At 58.2% G+C, this 22,637-nt stretch carries 18 protein-coding genes; 8 read left to right on the top strand and 10 right to left on the bottom strand.

Features of this window, described 5'->3' with window-relative positions; all coding sequences use genetic code 11:
- Positions 1–106 precede the first annotated feature (106 nt).
- On the top strand, positions 107–2,122 hold the full coding sequence (locus GOW40_RS13545; RefSeq protein WP_171130812.1) for a M3 family metallopeptidase: 2,016 nt from the start codon (positions 107–109) through the stop codon (positions 2,120–2,122).
- Here GOW40_RS13545 and GOW40_RS13540 read toward each other — a convergent pair.
- Genes GOW40_RS13540 through GOW40_RS13515 form a run of 6 tightly spaced genes read right to left on the bottom strand, consistent with a single transcriptional unit; the run spans position 2,119 to position 8,682 of the window.
- Entirely contained in the window at positions 2,119–3,051 is a 933-nt protein-coding gene (locus GOW40_RS13540; protein ID WP_171130809.1) for a glyoxylate/hydroxypyruvate reductase A, read from the bottom strand. The two genes, GOW40_RS13545 and GOW40_RS13540, sit on opposite strands and share 4 nt — an antisense overlap.
- Positions 3,052–3,065: 14 nt before the next feature.
- Positions 3,066–4,205 carry a rod shape-determining protein RodA gene (rodA, locus tag GOW40_RS13535; RefSeq protein WP_171101050.1) on the bottom strand — a complete coding sequence of 380 codons (1,140 nt, stop codon included), beginning with the start codon at positions 4,203–4,205 and terminating at the stop codon, positions 3,066–3,068.
- Complete coding sequence (gene mrdA, locus GOW40_RS13530) at positions 4,202–6,151, bottom strand: penicillin-binding protein 2 (protein ID WP_171136487.1); 1,950 nt, start codon at positions 6,149–6,151, stop codon at positions 4,202–4,204. Before mrdA ends, rodA begins: the two co-directional genes overlap by 4 nt.
- A complete protein-coding gene (locus tag GOW40_RS13525) occupies positions 6,148–6,684 on the bottom strand; it encodes a rod shape-determining protein MreD (RefSeq protein WP_171130806.1) in 537 nt (178 codons plus the stop codon). The genes mrdA and GOW40_RS13525 overlap by 4 nt, the downstream gene beginning before the upstream one ends.
- Entirely contained in the window at positions 6,677–7,579 is a 903-nt protein-coding gene (gene mreC, locus GOW40_RS13520; RefSeq protein WP_171130804.1) for a rod shape-determining protein MreC, read from the bottom strand. The genes GOW40_RS13525 and mreC overlap by 8 nt, the downstream gene beginning before the upstream one ends.
- A 56-nt stretch (positions 7,580–7,635) precedes the next feature.
- Positions 7,636–8,682 carry a rod shape-determining protein gene (locus GOW40_RS13515; protein WP_171101059.1) on the bottom strand — a complete coding sequence of 349 codons (1,047 nt, stop codon included), beginning with the start codon at positions 8,680–8,682 and terminating at the stop codon, positions 7,636–7,638.
- 156 nt (positions 8,683–8,838) lie between these two features.
- On the opposite strand from GOW40_RS13515, the gene GOW40_RS13510 reads away from it, so the two are divergent.
- The gene (locus GOW40_RS13510) at positions 8,839–9,624 is read left to right on the top strand and encodes a 23S rRNA (adenine(2030)-N(6))-methyltransferase RlmJ (RefSeq protein ID WP_171130802.1); all 786 of its coding nucleotides are present in this window, start codon (positions 8,839–8,841) and stop codon (positions 9,622–9,624) included.
- Between the two features lie 155 nt (positions 9,625–9,779).
- Here GOW40_RS13510 and GOW40_RS13505 read toward each other — a convergent pair whose 3' ends face one another.
- The gene (locus GOW40_RS13505) at positions 9,780–11,354 is read right to left on the bottom strand and encodes a 2-isopropylmalate synthase (protein ID WP_171130800.1); all 1,575 of its coding nucleotides are present in this window, start codon (positions 11,352–11,354) and stop codon (positions 9,780–9,782) included.
- 285 nt (positions 11,355–11,639) lie between these two features.
- Here GOW40_RS13505 and GOW40_RS13500 point away from each other — a divergent pair, with 285 nt between their 5' ends.
- Positions 11,640–12,305 carry an SDR family NAD(P)-dependent oxidoreductase gene (locus GOW40_RS13500; protein WP_171130798.1) on the top strand — a complete coding sequence of 222 codons (666 nt, stop codon included), beginning with the start codon at positions 11,640–11,642 and terminating at the stop codon, positions 12,303–12,305.
- Between the two features lie 7 nt (positions 12,306–12,312).
- Here GOW40_RS13500 and GOW40_RS13495 read toward each other — a convergent pair whose 3' ends face one another.
- A complete protein-coding gene (locus GOW40_RS13495) occupies positions 12,313–13,779 on the bottom strand; it encodes an MORN repeat-containing protein (RefSeq protein ID WP_171101068.1) in 1,467 nt (488 codons plus the stop codon).
- 156 nt (positions 13,780–13,935) lie between these two features.
- Here GOW40_RS13495 and GOW40_RS13490 point away from each other — a divergent pair, with 156 nt between their 5' ends.
- The 4 genes from GOW40_RS13490 (at position 13,936) to GOW40_RS13475 (ending at position 19,290) form a co-directional block, all read left to right on the top strand.
- The gene (locus GOW40_RS13490) at positions 13,936–15,591 is read left to right on the top strand and encodes an NAD+ synthase (protein WP_171136488.1); all 1,656 of its coding nucleotides are present in this window, start codon (positions 13,936–13,938) and stop codon (positions 15,589–15,591) included.
- 266 nt (positions 15,592–15,857) lie between these two features.
- Positions 15,858–16,166 (top strand): hypothetical protein, encoded by a 309-nt coding sequence (locus GOW40_RS13485; protein WP_171231053.1) that lies wholly within the window; start codon positions 15,858–15,860, stop codon positions 16,164–16,166.
- A 143-nt stretch (positions 16,167–16,309) separates the two neighbouring features.
- Positions 16,310–17,641 carry an FAD-binding oxidoreductase gene (locus tag GOW40_RS13480; protein WP_171130791.1) on the top strand — a complete coding sequence of 444 codons (1,332 nt, stop codon included), beginning with the start codon at positions 16,310–16,312 and terminating at the stop codon, positions 17,639–17,641.
- Between the two features lie 245 nt (positions 17,642–17,886).
- Positions 17,887–19,290 (top strand): calcium-binding protein, encoded by a 1,404-nt coding sequence (locus tag GOW40_RS13475; protein ID WP_171130789.1) that lies wholly within the window; start codon positions 17,887–17,889, stop codon positions 19,288–19,290.
- A 144-nt stretch (positions 19,291–19,434) separates the two neighbouring features.
- Here GOW40_RS13475 and GOW40_RS13470 read toward each other — a convergent pair whose 3' ends face one another.
- Entirely contained in the window at positions 19,435–20,367 is a 933-nt protein-coding gene (locus tag GOW40_RS13470) for an MBL fold metallo-hydrolase (RefSeq protein ID WP_171231052.1), read from the bottom strand.
- Positions 20,368–20,582: 215 nt separating this feature from the next.
- Here GOW40_RS13470 and gltX point away from each other — a divergent pair, with 215 nt between their 5' ends.
- Positions 20,583–21,908 carry a glutamate--tRNA ligase gene (gene gltX / locus GOW40_RS13465; RefSeq protein ID WP_171130785.1) on the top strand — a complete coding sequence of 442 codons (1,326 nt, stop codon included), beginning with the start codon at positions 20,583–20,585 and terminating at the stop codon, positions 21,906–21,908.
- Between the two features lie 81 nt (positions 21,909–21,989).
- Here gltX and GOW40_RS13460 read toward each other — a convergent pair whose 3' ends face one another.
- Positions 21,990–22,559 carry a gamma-glutamylcyclotransferase family protein gene (locus GOW40_RS13460; protein WP_171101082.1) on the bottom strand — a complete coding sequence of 190 codons (570 nt, stop codon included), beginning with the start codon at positions 22,557–22,559 and terminating at the stop codon, positions 21,990–21,992.
- Positions 22,560–22,637 lie beyond the last annotated feature (78 nt).

The raw sequence follows: 22,637 nt of genomic DNA, 5'->3' as shown, positions 1-22,637 counted from the left end.
ACACCGCCAAGACGCATCCTCTCCTTCCCTACCAGTGAGTTTTCCAAGCTCAACCACTGGACCATCGCACCAGTGCTCCCTAGCTTGACAGGCAAAGGAGATCTCAATGACCAACTCGATCCTGTCTGATTGGACCACCCCGTTCGAACTTGCACCTTTTGCGCAGATTTCAGACGATGATTTTGCGCCCGCATTGGATCAGGCGCTGGCGGCGCATAATGCCGAGATTGATGCGATTGCCGCGAATACCGAGGCGCCGAGTTTTGCCAACACGGTTGAGGCCTTGGAGGCAGCGGGTGAGGATCTGAACAAAGTCTTGTCGGTGTTTTTCACAGTGGCCGGGGCTGACAGCAACCCGAAACGTGAAGAGCTCCAGCGCGCGTTTTCACCCAAGCTGGCGGCGCATTTTGCGGGGATTTCGTCGAACAAGGCGCTGTTCAGCCGTGTCGCAGACCTGTGGGACAGGCGTGACGGTTTGGATTTGGCCGAAGAACAGGCCCGTGTGCTGATGCTGTCCCATCGGGGCTTTGTGCGGGCAGGGGCGGCGCTAGAAGGCGATGTGGATGCAAGAATGCAAGAGATCAAGTCGCGCCTGGCCACTTTGGGGACAAGCTTCACCCAGAACTTGCTGGCCGATGAGCGTGATTGGTACATGGACCTGAGCGAGGATGATCTGCACGGCTTACCGGACTTTGTTGTCGATGCAGCGCGCGCGGCAGGCAAAGAAAAGGGTGCAGACGGGCCGGTGGTGACCCTGTCGCGCTCGATCATCGTTCCGTTTCTGCAATTCTCACCCCGCCGCGATTTGAGGGAAAAGGCCTATCGAGCCTGGACGGCCCGCGGAGCCAATGGTGGAGAGACAGACAACCGCGAAATCGCTGCTGAGATCCTGACACTGCGCCAGGAACGCGCCCAGCTTTTGGGCTATGACAGCTTTGCCGACTACAAACTGGAAACCGAGATGGCACGCACACCGGACCGTGTGCGGGATCTGTTGATGCAGGTTTGGGAGCCGGCCAAGGCCCAGGCCGATGCGGATGCCGAGGTTCTGACCGAGATGATGCAGGACGACGGTGTCAACGGCCCGCTCGAGGCGTGGGACTGGCGCTATTACGCCGAAAAACGCCGCAAGGCCGAGCATGATTTGGATGAGGCGGCTTTGAAGCCCTATTTGCAGCTGGATCGCATGATCGAGGCGTCATTTGCCTGTGCGAACCGCTTGTTCGGGCTGGAATTTGCCCCCTTGGATGTGCCGCTCTATCACCCCGATTGCCGCGCGTGGGAGGTGACCCGCAATGGCCAGCATGTGGCCGTGTTCATCGGGGATTATTTTGCGCGGGGCTCAAAACGGTCGGGCGCGTGGTGCAGCGCGATGCGGGCGCAGGCGAAATTCCCGAAGGTGCAGGCGCCGGTCGTGATCAACGTCTGCAACTTTGCCAAAGGTGATCCGGCTTTACTGTCTTATGATGACGCCCGCACTTTGTTTCACGAGTTCGGCCACGCTTTGCACCAGATGTTGTCGAACGTAACCTATGAAAGCATCTCTGGTACCTCTGTGGCGCGCGACTTTGTTGAGCTGCCAAGCCAGCTTTATGAACATTGGCTGGAGGTGCCAGAGGTTCTGGCCGAATACGCGACACATGCGGAAACAGGCGAACCCATGCCGCAAGAGATGCTGGAAAAGGTGTTGAACGCGGCGAATTTCGATCAGGGCTTCCAAACGGTTGAATATGTGGCCTCAGCCCTTGTTGATCTGGCCTTCCACGATGGCGCTGCCCCGGCGGATCCGATGGTAAAACAGGCCGAGGTGCTGGCCGAATTGGGTATGCCACACGCAATCGGGATGCGGCACGCCACACCGCATTTTGCCCATGTTTTTGCGGGCGATGGCTATAGCTCGGGCTATTATTCCTACATGTGGTCCGAGGTGATGGATGCGGATGCTTTCGCAGCCTTTGAGGAAGCAGGCGGTGCGTTTGATGCTGAACGGGCAAAGGCTCTGGAGGACAATATCCTGTCAACCGGTGGCTCGCGCGAGGCCGAGGATCTCTACCTTGCCTTCCGCGGGCGCCTGCCGGGCGTTGAGGCGTTGCTGAAAGGCCGGGGTCTGATCGCGGCCTAATAGCCCAGAGTGCGGTCTACGAGGTGAAGGTAGGGCTCTCCCGCCTCACCGCGCCGGATGTTTTCGACAATGACCTGAGCCGCGGTCGGTGGCCGGGTCTCGGATGCGATATGAGGCGTGACCGTCACATTGGGGTGCGCCCAAAAGGGGTGGTCGGCGGGCAGCGGCTCGACACGGAAGACATCTAGTGTCGCGTGTCCGATCTGGCCTGCATCCAACGCGGCCAACAGCGCCTCATCATCGATCAAAGGGCCGCGTCCCGGATTGATGATCTTGGCTCCTTTGGGCATCAGCGCAAGGGTCTGAGTGTTTAACGTATTCTCAGTTGCAGCTGTGTCGGGCAGCAGCAGAACCAGGATTTCTGCTTGCGAAAGAGTTTCTCGTAAGCCTTCGGGCCCGTGCAAACACGTGATCCCTGTGTTCTCTTTGGCCGAGCGGCTCCAACCGATGACGTTAAAGCCCAGGCTATTCAAGGTGTGGGCCGACGCGGTGCCCAATGTGCCCAGCCCCAAAATGCCGACCGTCCGTTCTGAGGCCAGCGGCGGTGGGTCTGGCTCCCATGTGCCATCCTGCGTTGTGATGTGCTGGTCCATCCCGAGATGATAGCGCAGCACATGGCCAACGACCCATTCGGTCATGCCCTGGGTCAATCCGTGATCGACCATGCGGGCCAATGGTACGGTCAGGGTTTCATTGTCAGCAATGCTTTCCACGCCGGCCCACAGGCTGAGTACAGCCTTGAGCCGCGTGTAGGGTGTGAAATCGCGCAGACCGCCATTGGGGGCATAAATGACATAATCGACCTGATCCGGCGGGATATCCGTCGACAGATGAAATTCCAGCCCTGGGTCCAACAGATTTTGACGAAGCAGGGGTTCATAGACCGGCCATAAGGCTGGGCGCGCGGAAAACAGGATGTTGACGGTCATCTAAAGCCTCTAAGTTAGCGAGGTCGGTGGATATGTGCGCTCTGCACGATGCCGAAGGCGGCCATTAGCACCAGCATGGCCGAACCACCATAACTGACCATTGGCAGCGGGACGCCTACGACCGGCGCCAGCCCCATCACCATGGACATGTTGACAGCGAAGAACAGGAAGAAGTTCAGCGCGATCCCAAGGGTGACCAGAGACGAGAAGCGATCCTTTGTCGACAACGCTGTAACCATGCAGAAGATCAGGATCAACGCATAAAGGACCAGCAAGGTGATCCCGCCTACAAAGCCGAACTCTTCTGCCAAAGTGGTGAAGATAAAATCGGTGTGCTTTTCCGGCAGGAAGTTCAGGCGCGACTGGGTGCCTTGCATGAAACCGCGCCCGTTCCATCCACCTGATCCCAGGGCGATCTTTGACTGGGTGATATGATAGCCCGCGCCCAGAGGGTCGGTCGACGGATCCAGAAACGTATCAATGCGCCGGAACTGATAGTCTTTGAGCAATTGCCATTCCGTGCCTCGGCTGTTGAACACGGTTGCGATAAGCCCGACGCCTGCCGCGATCACCGCCGCGAAATAGGCCCAGTGGACGCCAGCCAGAAACATCAGCCCACCACCAGCTGCGAGCAACAGGATAGACGTGCCCAGATCAGGTTGGCGCAGCACCATGAAGGTCGGGATCAGGATCAGAAGCACCGGGATGATCACCCAGATCGGGCGCGAGGTTTTCTGTGATGGCAGCCAATCGTAATAGGCGGCCAACAGCATCACCAGCGTAACCTTCATCAGCTCGGACGGTTGCAGACGCATGAACCCCAGGTCGATCCAGCGCTGCGCGCCCATGCCGACCGTGCCGAACAGCTCCACAAAGACCAGCAGTGCGATTGATCCCAGATAGGCCAGTACCGACATGTTGCGCCAGAACCAGATGGGCACCATGGCGACGATGAACATCACTGTCAGGCCAAGCCCGAAACGCTCCATCTGAGGTTCGGCCCAAGGGGTCCATGACCCGCCTGCGACCGAGAACAGCATCAGAAAACCGGCACTTGCAACGCTGATCAGCAACAGGGTCAGGGGCCAGTTCAGATACAGGATTTTGCGAAATCCCGATGGTGTGGATTTGACGGTACTTTCAAGATAGCTCATGCGCGGTCCTTCGCGTCAGGACGCGCTTTGGGGCGGGGGTCGCCCTCAAGCTGGATCTGCTGCTCTTTGATGCGTTCGCGATCTGCGGCGGGATAGGCTTCGAGCGGGGGCGTTCCGTTATAGAGCGCTTGGAGCATGATGTCGCGGGCAACAGGGGCCGCGGCTTTTGAACCACCACCACCGTGCTCGACAACAACTGCAATGGCGTATTTCGGTTTGTCGTAGGGTGCAAAGCTGACAAACAGCGCGTGGTCGCGGCGCTCCCATGGAAGGTCTTCGTTGCGGATCACACCTGCGGCGCGCTCGGCCTTGGTGATGTTGCGCACCTGGCTGGTACCGGTCTTGCCGGCCATACGAAAATCATCAGCAATGATGCGGCTGCGATAGGCGGTACCGCGTCGGTCGTTCGAAACTGTCCACATCGCGTGGCGAACCTGTTCCAGATTGTTGCGGTTCACCGCCAGCGGTTCGCCCGCGCCCGACGGTTCTTCGACCCCGTTGACCGACCGCACCAGACGCGGAGACACTGCGCGACCGGTGGCAATCCGCGCCGTCATCACCGCCAATTGCAGCGGTGAGGCCAGCATGAAGCCTTGCCCGATCGAGGCATTGGCGGTGTCGCCCACCAGCCAGTCCTGCCCATGGACACGTTGTTTCCATTCCTGATTGGGGGCCAGCCCAGCGGCCACCGCCGACATCGGGATGTCATGTTTCACACCCAACCCGAAGGTGCGGGCCATGTCCGATATCTTGTCGATGCCCACCCGCAGGGCGACGTCATAGTAGTAGACGTCGCAACTGCGTTTCAGCGAGGTTTCCAGGTCAACCGTTCCGTGACCGCCGCGTTTCCAGCAGTGAAAGCGGCGGCTGCCGACCTTCAGGTGGCCCGGGCAGTAAACGGTGCTGGAGGGTGCAATAACACCCGCCTCAAGCGCCGCCAGCGCGGTGATCATCTTGAAGGTGGAGCCGGGCGGATAAGTGCCTTGCACGGTTTTGTTCGCCAGTGGGCGATATTTGTCGTTGGTCAGTACGCGGTAGTCTGCCACCGAAATCCCGCGCACAAACAGGTTCGGATCAAAGCTGGGGGCCGAGCTGATGGCCCGAATGTCGCCGGTTTCGCAATCGATCACCACCGCAGCGGCGCTTTCACCCGCCAACCGCGCCTGTGCGTATTGCTGCAGGTCGGCATCGACCGAAAGTTGCAGATCGGCGCCTGCAATACCCTCTTGCCGGTCCAACTCGCGCATCACTCGCCCGGTCGCGTTGACTTCGACCCGCTTAGCACCTGCTTTGCCGCGCAACGATCCTTCCTGTTTGGCCTCTAGTCCCACTTTGCCGATCTGAAAGCGCGGGATGCGCAGCACCGGTTCGGGATCTTCGATCTGGCTCAGGTCATAGTCGCTGACTGGGCCAACATAACCCACCACATGAGCAAAATCTTCATAACGGGGGTATTGCCGAGTCGAGCCGACCTCGGGGATCACGCCGGGCAGGGCGGGGGCGTTCACGGCCACTTTCGAAATGTCTTCCCACGTGACCTGGTCTGCCAACGTCACGGGCAGGAACGGGGCCGAGCGGCGCATTTCGGTCTTGGCGCGGTCGATCTCTTCCTGTGTCAGCGGGATCAGTTCCGAGAGCTTGGCGATGACTTTGTCGATATCACCGGCATCTTCGCGCACGATGACAATGCGGTAAGAGGGGGAGTTCTGCCCGATGATCTGCCCGTTGCGGTCGTAAATTCGGCCCCGGGTTGGTGGGATCAGGCGAATATTGATCCGGTTTTCCTCGGCCAGCAGGCGGTATTCGTCGGCTTGATCCACCTGCATGTACCGCATGCGCGCGGCCAGCCCGCCGATGAACACGGCTTGCAGCCCACCCAGCACCAGGGCACGGCGCGGCAGGCGCTTATAGGCGCGGCCTTCTGATTTCTGCGTTGGCCGCTTCATCCTCGTGCTCCGATCGCGCCCGTGTCGGTGACTGAGAACCGGCGCACGCCAAAGGCGCTCTGGCTCAGCAGAACGATGATCGGATAAATCGCGATTGTCAGCATCACTTGTATCGCCACTGGACCTAACGCAGCTTGTTGCACCGACAGAATAGCAAGGATCATCCGGTTCAGGACAAAAATTGCAGTGATCACAGCCGCAACTGTACTCCACTCTGCAAGAAACCCGGCATCTCGCATCCCCGGTGCCGCGTTGCGCAGATAACCGGTGCCAAGCACAACCAAAGCGGCCAGCAGGCCGGGCGGGCGTTGGAGAAGAAGATCAGCCATCAGCATGACTGCAGCGACGCTGACGATTGGTACAAATTCGGGTCTGCGCATCACCCAAGCAAAGGTCAGTGCGATCAAAAAATCGGGAAACGGCCAGCGATCAGGTTTCGTGTCCAGCGGTAACAGGTGCAGGAACATGATCGCCAATGCCAGGCCCAGATAAAGGCAGCGTTTTCCCCAAAGCTGTGAAACCGGTCTATCCATCGCCGGCCTCAGGCTGAGTCAGGGCGGCTTCGGGGCGCTGCGGGCCAACAAGCCCGCCCGGGTCGCGGATCGCCGGGGCGGATTGAAACCGGAGGACACGGAGGAATTCCAACCGTTCAAAATCGGCTGACAGGCGCACGCGCAATCGCCCACCCGGATCAGCCGTGATCTGACCAATCAGCAACCCACCCGGGAACACGCCACCATCGCCCGAGGTCACAACGCGATCTCCGGGACGTACCAGTTCGCGGTTCTCCAGAAATTCGATCACCGGGGCTGAGGTATTGTCGCCGGTCACCAACGCGGTTTGCCCAGAGGGTTGAATGGTCGCCGGAATGGCGCTGGATGCATCAGTCAGCAGGATAACCCGCGCCGTATCCGGCCCCACGCCGGAAATCCGACCGACAACACCGATCCCGTCCATCGTTGCCCATCCATCGACGATGCCATCGCGCTCACCAACATTCAGCAGAACCGACTGGCGGAAGGGGGATCCGCTATCAGCCATGACAACGCCCGTGACATAGGTCAGGCGCGGGTCAAGCCGTACATTGTTGAGGTCCAGCAGGCGCGCGTTTTCCTGCTCCAGCTGCAGCGCGGCTTCTTTCCAGGCGCGCATCAGGCGCAGCTCACTGCGCAGTTCGCGGTTTTGTTCGCTGAGCCGTTGGTAGCTTTGGAAGTCTCTAACCAGATTGACCAGCCCGGTGACTGGGACCATGGCCCATTCCATCGACGGGACCACGGCATCAACAACCTGAGCCCGAAACCGCTCGACCCGCGGGCTGTCGATCCGCCAGATCAGGAAAATTCCCAGCAGGCACAACACAACAAGACCCGTAAGCAATCTGCGCAGAGGGGTTGTGTATTCATCGCGCTGTGAACGGTCCTTTGCCACAGGTTACCTTCCCGTGCTGCTCGTATCCGTCTTTTACCCTAAGAAGGGTGCGCGCCTTAGCTTTCGTAGTCAATCGCGTGGCGCAGTTGTTTTTCGTATTCCAAAGCCTTGCCGGTGCCCAAGGCCACGCAGTTCAGGCTTTCATCGGCAATCGACACGGCCAAGCCGGTCTGTTCGCGCAGTGCCAGATCCAGATCACCCAGCAAAGCACCGCCACCTGTCAGCATCACGCCACGGTCAACGATGTCAGCGGCGAGATCTGGCGGAGTGGTTTCCAGAGCGGTCATCACCGCTTCGCAAATTGCCTGAACAGGTTCCGAAAGCGCTTCGGCCACCTGCGCCTGACTGATTTCGATTTCCTTGGGCACACCGTTCAACAGGTCGCGCCCCCGGATCTGCATTGATTGGCCCCGGCCATCGTCGGGCATCCGTGCGGTGCCGATGGTGGTTTTGATCCGCTCAGCGGTGGATTCACCCACCAGCAGGTTCTGCTGTCGGCGCAGATACGAGATGATTGCCTCATCCATCCGGTCACCACCCACACGCACCGAGCGCGCATAGACGATGTCACCCAGTGACAGAACAGCAACCTCAGTGGTACCGCCGCCGATATCCACGACCATGTTGCCGGTCGGGTCAGTGATCGGCATGCCCGCGCCAATCGCAGCAGCAATCGGTTCGGCAATCAGACCGGCGCGGCGTGCTCCGGCAGACAGCACGGATTGACGGATCGCGCGTTTTTCAACCGGGGTGGCCCCGTGGGGGACGCAGACGATGATCTTGGGCTTCGAGAAGGTCGAGCGTTTGTGCACCTTGCGGATAAAGTGCTTGATCATCTCTTCTGCGGTGTCGAAATCGGCGATGACACCTTCACGCATCGGGCGGATAGCTTCGATTGAACCGGGTGTGCGGCCCAGCATCAGCTTGGCATCTTCGCCAACGGCCAGGACCTTTTTGACACCGTCTTTGACGTGATAGGCAACCACCGAGGGCTCCGACAGGATGACCCCGCGTCCCTTGACATAGACCAGCGTGTTCGCTGTCCCTAGGTCGATGGCCATATCTGCTGTAAACAGACCGCCCAGATTGCCAAAGAATCCCATATGTCCCTGATCCTGCTTGTACGTTCTTATAATCTGCCCGCGACTCGACGGTTCCGGGACGGATGCCTTATAGGGTGCGAACCCGCCCGGTAAAAGGGTTGATTCCGCGACAATCAGCACCTTTCCGCCTTATTGATACGGACTTTAGAAGGCAAAATGCTCTCATATCAACATATTTACCACGCTGGAAATCTGGCTGATGTACAAAAGCACGCATTATTGGCGTGGACGCTGCGGTATCTGACGCAAAAGGACAAGCCAATCAGCTATATCGAGACCCATTCGGGGCGTGGATTGTATCAGCTGGATGCGGCAGAGGCGGTTCGGACAGGTGAGGCGCAGGCCGGAATTCTGAGGGCGCAGCGCGAGGGGTGGTTTGGCCCTGATCACCCTATGTCGGATGTATTGCGCCGCGTGCAGGCGAGCCATGGGGCCTTGGCCTATCCTGGATCGCCTTTGATTGCGGCTCATGTGTTGCGGGAACATGACAGCCTGCACTTTGCCGAGCTGCATCCGCGGGAATATGCGGCCTTGGAGCTTGCGACCTCTGCATTCGGGGCAAAAACCTATCCGCAGGACGGGTTTGAGCTCGCACAGTCCTTGCTACCGCCGACGCCTCGGCGCGGAATGATGTTGATTGATCCAAGCTATGAGGTGAAGGCGGATTACGAGCGTCTGCCCAAACTGATCGCCAAACTGCACCGGAAATGGAATGTGGGTATCATCGCGCTTTGGTATCCCGTTTTGACTGATGGTCGGCATAAGCCGATGGTTGCAGCACTGAAGGCGCAAGGGTTTCCGAAAGCATTCTGTCATGAAGTCAGCTTCCCCCCCGCGCGCGAAGGCCACCGCATGGTCGGGTCTGGTATGTTCTTTCTGAACGCACCCTTTGGCATCGAAGACGAAGCCGCGCGCCTGACAACGTTGTTTCAGAAGTTGTGACCCGCAGAAGCGCCCGCCCCGTTTGCCAGCATCAAAGATGCGGTCAAACGTGTTGGGCCCGGCACCGCGAAAGCGCGGTGCCGGGCCCAAAGCCGCCAGGATGTTCGGCGTAGCCGGACAGCCGCGGGTGCGGGAGCCCTGCCAGCCAGCGGCGATCAGGTCAGGTCTTTGTAGCTGATCTCGCGCGTGTCCGCCCCGGGGCCCGCCTTTTCGCGGCGCATGATCAGGCGGTTCAGGGCGTGGATATAGGCTTTGGCCGAGGCAACCACCGTGTCGGTGTTGGCCGATTGTCCGGTGGCGATCATGCCGTCCTCTTCCAGACGTACCGACACTGTTGCCTGCGCATCTGTGCCTTCGGTGACGGCGTGCACCTGATAGAGCTGCAGATGCGCTTTGTTCGGATAGATCGCACGGATTGCTTTGAAGGTCGCATCAACGGGGCCGTCACCATGCTCGGTGGCGATCACATCCTTACCATCCACTTCCAGTTCGACGGTTGATTCCGCTTGGCCCCCAGTGCCACAGGTGACTTTCATCGACACCAGGTGGAGGTGATCGTTCGCCTCGTCATCGTCCAACGTCATCAGAGCGATCAGGTCGTCGTCAAAGACCTCTTTCTTGCGGTCGGCCAGATCCTTGAACCGCACAAAGATGTCCTTGAGCTGATTGTCCCCAACCTCATAACCCAGTGTTTCCAGCTTGTCGCGCAGCGCGGCGCGGCCCGAATGCTTGCCCAAGGGCAACGAGGTGCCTGAGAGACCGATGTCCTCGGGGCGCATGATCTCGAAATTCTCACGGTTTTTCAGCATCCCGTCCTGGTGGATACCGCTTTCATGGGCAAATGCGTTCTTGCCGACGATCGCCTTGTTGAACTGAACCGGAAAACCAGCCACGGTCGCCACACGGCGTGAGATATGCATGATCTTGGTGGTGTCGATACCCGTGTGCCACGGCATGATATCGTTGCGCGTACGCAGGGCCATCACCACCTCTTCCAGCGCAGTATTGCCCGCGCGCTCACCCAGGCCATTGATCGTGCATTCGATCTGACGCGCTCCACCCGCGACGGCCGCCAGAGAATTCGCGGTCGCCATGCCGAGGTCATTGTGGCAATGGGTGGCAAAGACCACCTCATCAGCGCCCGGAACAGTCTCGATCAGGCGCTTGATCAGGTCGGCGCTTTCCACCGGAGCGGTATAGCCCACAGTGTCGGGAATATTGATCGTGGTCGCCCCCGCCTTGATCGCAATCTCGATCACACGGCAGAGGTAATCCCATTCCGTACGGGTTGCATCCATGGGCGACCATTGGACGTTTTCACACAGGTTGCGCGCATGGCTGACCGTTTCGTGGATCTTGTCGGCCATCTCATCCATGGTCAGGTTCGGGATCGCACGGTGCAGCGGCGAGGTGCCGATAAAGGTGTGAATGCGGTTCTTCTTGGCGTGCTTCACCGCCTCCCAGCAGCGGTCAATATCGGCGAAATTGGCGCGAGCCAGTCCGCAGATGCGGCTGTTTTTGGACCGTTCTGCAATCTTGGACACGGCCTTGAAATCACCTTCCGAGGCGATGGGGAAGCCAGCCTCGATGATATCGACGCCCATGTCATCCAGCAGTTCGGCGATTTCCAGCTTTTCATCATGGGTCATGGTCGCGCCGGGGCTTTGTTCGCCGTCGCGCAAAGTGGTATCGAAGATCAAGACGCGGTCTTGGTCGGTCACGTTGGTCATGGGATTCTCTTTCTTCTTCTGTCCTAAAGCCTATGGCGCGCTGGCGTCCTCCTCTGAGCGGGCGCGCCGGATGGCACGCTCAGAGGCGGATTAGGATCAGTAGGCCACGCAGCGATGCACCGCGAAGGGCGGTGTCGGCAAGTGTGATATCTGCGCGGTCGATCATGAGGACGACCTTATACAACGCAGGGTCGGAATGAAAAGTGGGAAAATGATGCCGATGTCGGTGCCAGGTATCCGAGGGCCCGCGTTGATCTTGGTGGTTGGGCCTCTAGCTTGAGGGTCATGAGCACAGCGTTGATCATAGGAGCCAGCGGCGGGATCGGGCAGGCGGTCTGCACCCGACTTGAAGCCTCAGGGGTTGCGGTTACCCGGTTGTCGCGGTCGGAACACGGGTTGGATTTGACCCGGCCCGACTTGGCCGAGCCCATTCTGGACCACATCGCTGGCCCGTTCGATCTGGTGCTGGTGGCAACGGGGGCGCTTGAGATCGATGGCGCGGTGCCCGAAAAGTCGCTGCGCGCAGTCACGGCGCAAGCCATGATGGACCAGTTTGCGCTGAATGCGGTTGGACCGGCTTTGGTTCTGAAACACGCCGTTCGTTTGTTGCCCCGTGATCGGCCTTCGGTGTTTGCGGTGCTGTCGGCGCGAGTCGGGTCGATCGGAGATAATGGGTTGGGCGGTTGGGTCGGCTATCGCGCGGCCAAGGCGGCAGTGAACCAGATCGTCCACACGGCAGCGATTGAGCTGAAACGCACCCATCCCAAAGGTGTTTGTGTGGCGTTGCACCCCGGTACGGTCAAAACCAAGTTCACGCAAAAATACCTGGGCCGCCATCCAGCGGTCGAACCGTCAGCGGCTGCCGAAAACCTGTTGCGTGTAATCGAGAGCCTGACACCGGATCAGTCCGGCGGGTTTTTCGATTGGGCCGGTAAGCCTATCCCGTGGTGAGAGACGCTTAGCCGTCCGAGCTTGTGTCTTCCGCGGGGCTCTCTGTCGGCTCGTCTTGTGCTGCAGGCTCGGTGGTGCCAGAGCCTTCGACAAATACACCGTTTTCGAACGTGCCGGATTCCACCACACCGTTGGCATAGGTCATCGTTCCGTCACCCTGACGTTTGTTGTCGACAAAGCTGCCGACATAGACATCGCCGGTGGCATAAGTCGCCGTGCCGATACCGTTGATCGCGCCCTCGCGCCAGTCGCCTTCATATTTGAAACCGTTGGGCGTGGTGAGCGTGCCTTTGCCGTGCCGTTCGCCATTGTTGAAGTCACCTTCATAGACCGAGCCATCGGCGAATGTGGTTTTTCCCGTCCCAGAGCGAACACCTTCCACCCAGTCGCCTTCGTATTGATAACCGTTCGGATGGGTCAGTTTTCCGGTACCGTGATATTGCGCGTTCTTGAACTGACCGGTGTAGATAGTGCCGTTGGAATAAGTCGCGGTGCCCGTGCCTTCGAACACTCCGGCAATCCACTCGCCATCATAAGAGGTTCCATTGGGATATGTGGTCCGGCCTTTGCCATGGGGCAGATCGTCGAGCAGATCCCCGGTGTAGACCGCGCCATCAGGATAGGTGATCTCACCCAATCCTTCGATATGGCCATTCACCCAGGCGCCGGTATAGCTGTAGCCATCCGCCCCAGTCAGGGTGCCCTGACCATGGCGCAGGTCGTCAACAAAATCGCCCTCATAAACGGTACCATTGGCATAGGTTTCCTTGCCTTTGCCGTGTCGGCGACCGTTGATCAGCTCGCCTTCGTACACGTCACCATTGGACAGCACCTGTTTGCCGGTGCCGGTGATCTGATCTTCCAGCCAATCACCGGTATAGGTCATGCTGTCGGGCACGGTCACCGTGCCTTTGCCGTGGCGCTGGCCGGCCTTCATGTCGCCTTCATAAGTGCCACCATCGGCATAGGTGATTTTGGCAAACCCTTCTTTCACCCCGTCGACCCAGCCCCCATCATAGACATAACCCTTCTGGTCGGTCAGAACGCCTTCGCCGTGGCGCTGAGCGTCACGAAAGCCACCTTCATAGCGCATACCGTTGGTGTATTGTGCGATGCCGTTGCCGTTGATCGCGCCGTCGCGCCATTCGCCCTCATAGGTGCCGCCATTGGCAAATGTGATCTTGCCAAGACCCTCGGGTTGGCCTTTGACAAACGTGCCTTCATAGATCGACCCATCCGCATAGCGGGCCGTGCCCTGGCCCTGAATCTCGCCTTCGACCCACTCACCGGTATATTCAAACCCACTGGGCAAACGATACGTTCCGGTGCCGTGGCGCAGGCCGTTTTGGAAAGTGCCTTCATAGACACCGCCAACCTCGTCATCCTTGGTGATGATTTGCCCGTCTTGCGCAGAGGCAAGCTGCGCCGAAAGGCTGAGGGCGGAGATAGCAAGGATATTACGGATTACACTCATGGTACTAACTGGTTTGCCCTGTTCTAAGGTTCCCACACAATTGGCGCAAAACTAGGCCACCGCTGAACGCAGGGCAACGGCTTTTGCAGCATTTGGCTTTTCCTCGCCGCCCGATCTGCTAAATGCGATGGAAACGATGAACATAAGAGGGCATCGATGGCCGACCGTTTCCGCATCACACTGGCGCAATTGAACCCGTGCGTCGGCGATATCGATGGTAACGCTGCCCAAGCGAAGGATGCCTGGCAAAAGGGGCGCGACGCGGGGGCCAACCTTGTGGCGCTGCCCGAAATGTTCATCACCGGCTACAACACGCAGGATCTGATCGCCAAACCCTCTTTCCATCTGGCCGCCATGCGCGCTGTCGAGGATTTGGCGACATCCTGCGCAGATGGCCCCGCCCTGGCAATCGGTGGGCCCTGGGCGGAAGATGGGAAACTGTATAACGCCTATCTCATCCTGAAAGGCGGTCGGATCGCCAGCAAGGTGCTGAAACACCATTTGCCAAATGAAACGGTGTTTGATGAGGTGCGCCTGTATGATGCGGGTCCGCTGGGCGGACCTTATTCAGTTGGCAACTTTCGGATCGGCAGCCCGGTTTGCGAGGATGGCTGGCACGAAGATGTATCCGAGACTTTGGTTGAGACCGGTGCTGAGTTTCTGCTGATCCCCAATGGATCGCCCTATTTTCGCGACAAATACGACATTCGGTTGAACCACATGGTTTCGCGCGTTGTCGAAACCGATCTGCCGCTGATCTATCTGAACATGGTGGGTGGGCAAGACGATCAGGTCTTTGACGGGGCAACCTTTGGCCTGAACCCGGGTGGAGAATTGGCGTTCCGGATGCCTGTCTTTGACACCGCCATCACCCATGTCGATCTGGAGCGCGGCGAGGAAGGCTGGCGCATTGTTCCGGCCGAGATTGTTCCGCAACCCGATGTGTGGGAGCAGGATTACCGCGCCATGGTCGAGTCGTTGCGCGACTATATGCGCAAGACCGGGTTCAAATCCGCGGTTCTGGGGTTGTCGGGCGGGGTCGACTCGGCCCTGGTTGCCACAATCGCCGTTGATGCGATCGGGGCCGAGAATGTGCGCTGTGTCATGTTGCCTTCGGAATATACCAGCCAGTCGTCGCTGGATGATGCCGAGGCCTTGGCCAAAGCGCTGGGCGTGCAATATGACTTTGTGCCGATTTCCGAAGGGCGGGCGGCGATCACAAACACACTGGCGCCATTGTTTGTCGGGCGTGACGAGGATCTGACCGAAGAGAACATCCAGTCGCGGTTGCGCGGGCTGCTGCTGATGGCGATTTCGAACAAGTTTGGTGACATGTTGCTGACCACAGGCAACAAGTCCGAGATTGCGGTGGGCTATGCCACGATCTATGGCGACATGAACGGTGGCTATAACCCGATCAAGGACCTCTATAAGACCCGGGTTTTTGAGACCTGCCGCTGGCGAAACGCCAACCATCGTGACTGGATGCAAGGACCGGGCGGAGAAGTAATTCGACCCTCCATTATTGACAAACCGCCAAGTGCCGAGCTGCGTGAGGATCAAAAGGATTCCGACAGCTTGCCTGACTATCCGGTTTTGGACGGTATACTGGACATATTGGTGGATCAGGATGGCTCGATCGCCGACTGTGTTGCCGCCGGATTTGATGCCGATGTGGCGCGGCGGGTCGAGCATCTGATCTATATCAGCGAATACAAGCGTTTTCAGTCTGCACCGGGGACGCGACTGTCGCCCAGAGCCTTCTGGCTGGACCGCAGATACCCGATTGTTAATCGCTGGCGCGACCGCTGAGTCGCGGTAAAAGCGGTAAGAATTCGTTGATCGTTCACCTCTTGTGGACAATCCTAATCTGGCTTCTGGATTGTTTATTATTATCAGCGGTCTAGCCGTCGTTTTCTTCTGTTTTGCTTGCCAGCTTGTCCTTTTTTTGACACATTTATGGCCGGGGTTTGCCTTATGTTTGGCAATCGTGACGCGATGTGGATGTCGAGCCGATGTTGGCCTGTGAATTTGCGTCGTTGCATTGGGAAACCAAGCGCCTGTGTTTTTGGGTGCTGATGTACAGAGTGTTGGTGGTCGATATGTTTAATGAATACGACAAGCCTTTACATGCGCCGTCGCGCATGAAGATGATGAAGTCGCCCGGTCAGGAACTGGACGAGCAAAAAGTTGACGCGGCAATTTCAAGCCTCATCAGCGATCTCGGGTCCGAGGGCGATCTGGAACCAGAGCCCGGCCGTGACCTGCCCGAGCTTGCGGCGCAGGAAGAGGTGGATGAAATCATCGATGAAGAGCCCGCAGCCGAGGAAAATGGCGTCAAGCATCTGTTGCGCCAGACTTGGGCGCATCTGTCGGGTGCCGCGTAACGGTTTTTGCTGACGAAATTTAGAATTTCGCATGGCGATTGCGCCACAGGTGGCTTGTATTGCAGGCCACCTTTGTTTTTCGGATTGTCAGTGCCGATGTCCTGAGGCCTGATGTCGGCCCAAGCAAACAGTTCGAGCGGTCGATGCCTGGTCCCAGACCTTCCCCAGTAGAATCAGATCTCAACCTGCCGAAATCGGTCGAGGTGGTCGTGATCGGCGGTGGAATAATCGGGGTCAGTACCGCGTTCGAACTGGCCCGGCGAGGACGTTCTGTTTTGCTGTGCGAGAAGGGACGGATCGCGGGCGAGCAAAGTTCGCGCAATTGGGGCTGGGTGCGTCTGGCCATGCGTGATCCTCGTGAAATCCCGCTGATGCAGGAATCCATCCGTATTTGGGAGAACCTGGACACGCGCATTGGGCGTAATACCGGATATGTGCAGTCCGGCATAGTGTTTGGCGCAGCGACCACCAAAGTGGAAAGCCAATTGAACCGCTGGCTGCGCAACCTGGAAGGGCTGGGCACAGGGGCCCGCATGGTTTTGGGGCCTGAGCTTGAGGATTTGCTGCAAGGCAACACGCTTGGACTGTCTTCGGGGCTCTATACCCCGCAGGACGGGCGGGCCGAACCGCAATGGGCCGCACCTGCGATTGCCGAGGCCGCGCACGACAATGGCGCCACCGTGATGACCAATTGCGCGGTGCGCAGCATCGACACGCAGGATGGGCGCGTGAGCGGGGTATTTACAGAGCGGGGCCGTGTTGCCTGCGCCCAAGTGGTACTGGCGGGTGGGGCGTGGTCGCGCCTGTTTGCGGGAAACGCGGGGATCGCGCTGCCTCAGTTGAAGGTGCTGAACACTGTTTTGCGTACAGCTCCGGTCGATGCTGGCCCCGAGACGGCTTTGTGGTCGGATGATTTTGCCATTCGCAGGCGTGCCGATGGTGGGTTCACCATCGCGATGGGCAACCAGAACACTGTGGATATCGTGCCCGACAGTTTCCGCCTGGCGCGCGCGTTTATGCCGGCCTTCGCGCAGGAATGGCGCTCGCTGCGCTTTCGCCTTTCTAAACGCTGGCGTATTGAAGCGGGCGAGGACAGGACGTGGTTACCAAGTGACGTGACACCGTTTGAGAAATGTCGCGTGCTGGATCCTGAACCGTCGCAAAAATTGCTCAGAAAATCTTGGGACAATGCCCGCCGTGCGTTTCCAGAATTGCAATCTACCGAGGTCGTCGAAAGCTGGGCCGGGATGATTGATGTCACCCCGGACGCCATTCCGGTTATTTCGGATGTAGATGACTTGCCGGGTCTGTTTATCGCCACCGGGTTTTCCGGACACGGCTTTGGAATAGGACCTGGCGCAGGGCGTTTGATGGCCGAGATGGTCACGCGGTCGAAACCCTGCGTGGACCCGACCGCCTTTCGCTTATCCCGTTTTACGGATGGGTCAAAAGTGCGGCCGAATCCGGGATACTAGTTGAATTCCTTGACGGTGATCGGCTGCTTCGCAGTTTTGGACGTGAAAGAACAAAGTAAGATCATATTCGAATTTTTAGAAACAAAGCTCTGATTCCGAATTTATCCGCTCTCTGCACAGGACAATGGGCACAAAAAGGCGAGAATCCGACCTACTTACGCCTTTATTGTGGTTTCCTCTCTACATAGTCGCCGATCTGCCAGATTTTTAGGCTGAGGCGGCTCGTGTCTGGATTGGAGAAGAAAATGCCGAAGCCTAACAGCAACGGTGGGGGGAAGAACCAAGATACCGTAGCTCCACCACCCGGAGCGATCGTTGGCACAGATAGCGCCGACGTCATTACGCCCACCTCATCACCCCTGAGTGCCACACCATTGGACGACGTCATTTGGGGCCTTGACGGTGACGATGAGATCGACGGTGGATCAGGGAACGATACCATCGAAGGCGGAGCCGGAAACGATACTCTGAACGGTGGTGACGGTGACGACATTATCAATGGTGGTGATGGTGCAGATCTGATCATCGGAAGCGCAGGCAGTGACATCATCGATGGCGGTAGCGGAATTGATACAGTCTTGTATTTCGCCAACAGCGAGACGGACTATACAATCAACGAGATTACCGAGATCCAAGGCAACGGAAAGAAAGCCAAAGAAGTCGTGGTTGCCTACGAAGTGTTTGCCAACGATGGTTCGGGCGACGTTGACTATATTACCAATGTGGCGAGCGTGAATATCGAAGTTGTTCCTCAAGCCGGGGAGATTATCACGCAGGGTGATTTTGCCTCTGTCGATAATGCTTCGACAATAACCGTCAATGTACTTGCCAACGACTACATCGAGGGTGGGAACCTGGGTGAAGGTCTGACACTTTCTGCAATTGATGACATTCAGCTTGATTTGAATGGCGATGGGATCAACGACTACGACCTGATCCCTGATGGTGAGCCACTATCATACTACAGCAATGGCGGCCTGCTGAATGATGGATCGATTTTGACAGTGTTGGCAGACGGAACCGTGACTTGGGACCCGAACGGTGTCTATCAGTCGAACGACGGCACCTCGCCAACCGTGTCTTTTTGGTATGAGGCGAGCGATAGCAATGGAGCCACAGCTTATGGCGACGTGACTTTCCAAGTCACGTATCCCGCACCACCGGGCGATGTGACCTTTGAGTCGATGGTGCCGCTTTACGACCCGTTCGCCTCGGCAATTCTGGGGCATATCTACCAGGATGGTCCAAATGGAGAATATTGGATAAGCCAGCTAACCAATGCCACGAACTGGTTCGAAGAACGAGATCTGTCTGCGGGTGGCAACTACGACTATGACCTCGATGGCGACGATGAATTTCGTGTTTGGACCGACCTTGACGGAACCACGCATGAAATGAATTTCAAGCACAAGGACAATGAGGCCTTTGACCTGGGCGGCATGACAATCGTTGGGCTTGATCCGGGTGAAGAAGCGAACTTCTATTTCGCTGATGAAAGCGGAAATGTTCTGGGTTCGGTTACTGTCACGGATGCCGACTTGGATGCCAATGGAGTTTTGGAATTCACAAACGCGACCGACGTGGTTCAATTCACCGTAGAAGCAGGTGTCGGGGATGAATTCTACATCGACGACGTGTTCTTGCTCTGACAAAGCAGAAAAGTCAAAAGCGACGGTTTCTAGCTTTGGCGAAATCGCTGTTTAGACGTGGTTCACCGGGTGGGTTAGGAGGTTTTGTACAATGTCACAAAACCTCCTGAAAGAACGGCAGTGCCGGTCCATTACCGCGGAAGCTTAGCCCATCATCTGATAGCTGACGGGCACAAAGCGGAAGCCGTCGCCGCGTGTTTCTACAAAGCCTGCGCCAGGGAAGGGCATGTGATAGCCGACCATGGGCACTTTATCGGCGGCCAGCATGCCCAGGACCTTGCGGCGCGATTCTGTGGCCGCGGCCTTGTCCATGTCAAAGCGCACTTCCCACTCGGGATGTGCGAAGGACCAGATATAGTGGTTGGCCAGGTCACCTGTCAGGATCAAACGTTGACCGTTGCTTTCGAGGTGAAAGACCGTATGGCCCGGTGTATGTCCAAAGGCGGACATCGCGGTGATGCCGGACGCGACATCGCCGCCATCTTCGACAAACGTCATCTTCTCGGCCAGCGGTGATACTTTGGCGGCAACCAGATCGCCCACGCGGTTTCCGGCCTCTTGGGCTGCCCAAAAATCATATTCCTGTGCCGCTGTGACATAGCGCGCGTTGGGGAACGTTGCTGCGTCATTTGTCGTCATGCCACCGATGTGGTCAGGGTGCATATGGGTGATGACAACAACGTCGATCTGGTCGGGCGAAACGCCAGCATCTGCCAGCGCAGCCTGAATGCCACCTTGTCCGAGCCCTGTGTCAAACAGAACCAGCTCTGATCCGGTGTGCACCAATGTCGGCGTGAAGAAGAACTGTGCCACGTCGGGCGAGATGAAGTTCTCGGCGGATACTTTTGCAAACTCTTCGTCAGATGCGCCACCACCAAAGATTTCCTTTGCAGTGTCGCGCGGCAGGCTGCCGTCCAGCAGGGTTGTGACTGTGAAGTCGCCAAGCTGGAATGATCTGGCAATAGTGGTGTTCGCCTTGGTCTGTGCCCCGGCTGCCAACAGCGGTGTTGCCGCTGACGCAAATGGAAGGGCTGCTGCGGCACCCAGGGCCGCTCTGCGTGTCAAGTTAATGGCCATGTCGTCGTCTCCCTGTCAGGTCGTCCAGTACGAGCTAGCCCAAAGTGGGCCATGCGCCAGTGTATAGCCCGGTCTTCGGCCTGCACGGATGAACATTACGTGTTCATTTTTGATCACTTCGCGATCTCGCGGGTTCTGACTGCCTGGGGTGAATGAAACCCCTGCTGGACAAAAACGCGGCTTTGTGACAAGAGCCGCGCCAACAGGAGAACTCCATGACCACCACCCGTTTCGCCCCGTCGCCCACCGGCTATATCCATGTGGGCAACCTGCGTACCGCTTTGATGAATTACCTGATCGCCCGTAAGGCGGGCGGGACATTCATTCTGCGCATCGACGATACCGATCCTGAGCGGTCGAAAAAAGAATATGTCGATGCGATCAAGCAGGATCTGGAGTGGTTGGGCCTGCATTGGGACCGCGTTGAACGTCAGTCCGACCGTTTGGACCGCTATGCCGAGGCGGCGGACAAGCTGCGCGAGATTGGCCGGTTCTATGAAGCATTTGAGACGCCCACCGAGTTGGACCTGAAACGCAAGAAGCAGCTGAATATGGGCAAACCCCCGGTCTATGACCGCGCTGCGCTGAGCTTGAGTGAGGCCGAAAAGGACGCTTTGCGCGCAGAGCGTGGCAATGGCGTCTGGCGGTTCAAGCTGGATCATGAGCGGATTGAATGGAACGACGGGATTCTGGGCGATATCTCCATCGATGCGGCCTCGGTCTCGGATCCGGTTCTGATCCGGGGTGATGGGCAGGTTCTCTATACGATTGCGTCGGTCGTCGATGACACCGAAATGGGGGTCACGGATGTTGTGCGGGGATCAGATCATGTGACCAACACGGCGACACAGATCCAGATCATCGAGGCGCTGGGCGGAACCTGCCCGCGCTTTGCGCACCATTCTTTGTTGACGGGCCCGCAGGGGGAAGCGTTGTCAAAACGTCTGGGTACTCTGGCGCTGCGCGATCTGCGCGAACAGGGTGTGCAGCCGATGGCCTTGCTGAGCCTGATGGCGCGGTTGGGCTCGTCCGATCCGGTCGAGCTGCGCGCGGACATGTCTGAACTGATTGACGGGTTCGATATCGGCCGCTTTGGTGCGGCACCGACCAAGTTTGACGTACAGGATTTGTTCCCGCTGACGGCCAAGCATTTGCAATCGCTGCCCTTGGCCGACGTGTCCGAGGCTGTCGCCGACGCAGGTGTTCCGACTGATCTGGCAGAGCCGTTCTGGACCATGGCGCGTGAGAACATCACAACTCTGGGGGATCTCAAAGCATGGTGGGATCTGTGTCGCGATGGGGCTGAGCCTTTGATCGATGACGAGGATCGCGCGTTTATCGCCGAGGCAATGGATCTACTACCGGACGGCCCGTTCGATGGTGACACTTGGGGGACTTGGACCAAAGCTGTGAAAGAGGCCACAGGTCGCAAAGGCAAGGGACTGTTCATGCCGCTGCGCAAGGCGTTGACCGGGATGGAGCGGGGGCCTGAGATGGCGACACTGTTGCCGTTGCTGCAAGTCATCCGCGCGCGCGGCTAGGAGAATGTGCCTGTCGGCACATGCCTCCGGCAGAGGTATTTTTGAACAGAAGAAGCTGAGGGAGCTTTTAGCCTTGGCTCTCTAGCTGGGTTGTAAAAGCCGGACCGAGAGTTGGTGCAGGCGCTGATCCACGAAGTCGGTTTCGTCTGGTTTGAGTTGCTGGTGGCGCGGATATCGTGGTTCGGCGCGATCGTTCAGGATTGGCGCATCCCAGCCATCTGTTGTGGCAAAGAACCGGTCGGCGCCTTCGGGGCCAAACGCTCGCAGATATCCCTGGACCACCACATCAATATAGCTGAGCAGCAGCGGATGAGTATCGCTTGGCGCGTTCTGTCGGGACTCAGGCACGGCATAGACCGCGATTTCGACCTCGTGTCGCAGAGGGTGTGACACAGCCTGTGTGGCGGGCACGCGATCGTAAGCCCATTCGCGCGCGTCCAGGGCTGCCCAATCATTGCGAGGAACATGGGCGACCATACCTTCGATTTCGGTGGAGGGGTCACGTTCGACCGTCAGGAACGCAACGGGCCTCAGGTCGGTGTGCCGCCAAACGCGCCGCCAGCCTTTGAGAGAGGCAGGGCGCGGGTCGGGGAAGTCATGCGTGGCCAGGTTCACCAGGCTGCCGTAGCCAAAGAAATAGGGGTCTGCCATGCGCTGTTCTGTCCTTTTAAGTCGATTGATGTATGTCAAACCGGTTTTTTCCCGATCATGCAATAACGCAGCATCGAC

Origin of the sequence: Ruegeria sp. HKCCA6707 (genome assembly GCF_013033515.1) — a bacterium.
Lineage (GTDB): Bacteria > Pseudomonadota > Alphaproteobacteria > Rhodobacterales > Rhodobacteraceae > Ruegeria.
Note: the sequence above shows the minus strand (reverse complement) of the source record. Positions and strands in the feature narration are given on the sequence as shown.

Coding starts and splice junctions, on each gene's coding strand:
- GOW40_RS13545 (WP_171130812.1), top strand. CDS start 107: ATGACCAACTCGATCCTGTCTGATTGGACCACCCCGTTCGAACTTGCA.
- GOW40_RS13540 (WP_171130809.1), bottom strand. CDS start 3,051: ATGACCGTCAACATCCTGTTTTCCGCGCGCCCAGCCTTATGGCCGGTC.
- rodA (WP_171101050.1), bottom strand. CDS start 4,205: ATGAGCTATCTTGAAAGTACCGTCAAATCCACACCATCGGGATTTCGC.
- mrdA (WP_171136487.1), bottom strand. CDS start 6,151: ATGAAGCGGCCAACGCAGAAATCAGAAGGCCGCGCCTATAAGCGCCTG.
- GOW40_RS13525 (WP_171130806.1), bottom strand. CDS start 6,684: ATGGATAGACCGGTTTCACAGCTTTGGGGAAAACGCTGCCTTTATCTG.
- GOW40_RS13515 (WP_171101059.1), bottom strand. CDS start 8,682: ATGGGATTCTTTGGCAATCTGGGCGGTCTGTTTACAGCAGATATGGCC.
- GOW40_RS13510 (WP_171130802.1), top strand. CDS start 8,839: ATGCTCTCATATCAACATATTTACCACGCTGGAAATCTGGCTGATGTA.
- GOW40_RS13505 (WP_171130800.1), bottom strand. CDS start 11,354: ATGACCAACGTGACCGACCAAGACCGCGTCTTGATCTTCGATACCACT.
- GOW40_RS13500 (WP_171130798.1), top strand. CDS start 11,640: ATGAGCACAGCGTTGATCATAGGAGCCAGCGGCGGGATCGGGCAGGCG.
- GOW40_RS13495 (WP_171101068.1), bottom strand. CDS start 13,779: ATGAGTGTAATCCGTAATATCCTTGCTATCTCCGCCCTCAGCCTTTCG.
- GOW40_RS13490 (WP_171136488.1), top strand. CDS start 13,936: ATGGCCGACCGTTTCCGCATCACACTGGCGCAATTGAACCCGTGCGTC.
- GOW40_RS13485 (WP_171231053.1), top strand. CDS start 15,858: ATGTACAGAGTGTTGGTGGTCGATATGTTTAATGAATACGACAAGCCT.
- GOW40_RS13480 (WP_171130791.1), top strand. CDS start 16,310: ATGCCTGGTCCCAGACCTTCCCCAGTAGAATCAGATCTCAACCTGCCG.
- GOW40_RS13475 (WP_171130789.1), top strand. CDS start 17,887: ATGCCGAAGCCTAACAGCAACGGTGGGGGGAAGAACCAAGATACCGTA.
- GOW40_RS13470 (WP_171231052.1), bottom strand. CDS start 20,367: ATGGCCATTAACTTGACACGCAGAGCGGCCCTGGGTGCCGCAGCAGCC.
- gltX (WP_171130785.1), top strand. CDS start 20,583: ATGACCACCACCCGTTTCGCCCCGTCGCCCACCGGCTATATCCATGTG.
- GOW40_RS13460 (WP_171101082.1), bottom strand. CDS start 22,559: ATGGCAGACCCCTATTTCTTTGGCTACGGCAGCCTGGTGAACCTGGCC.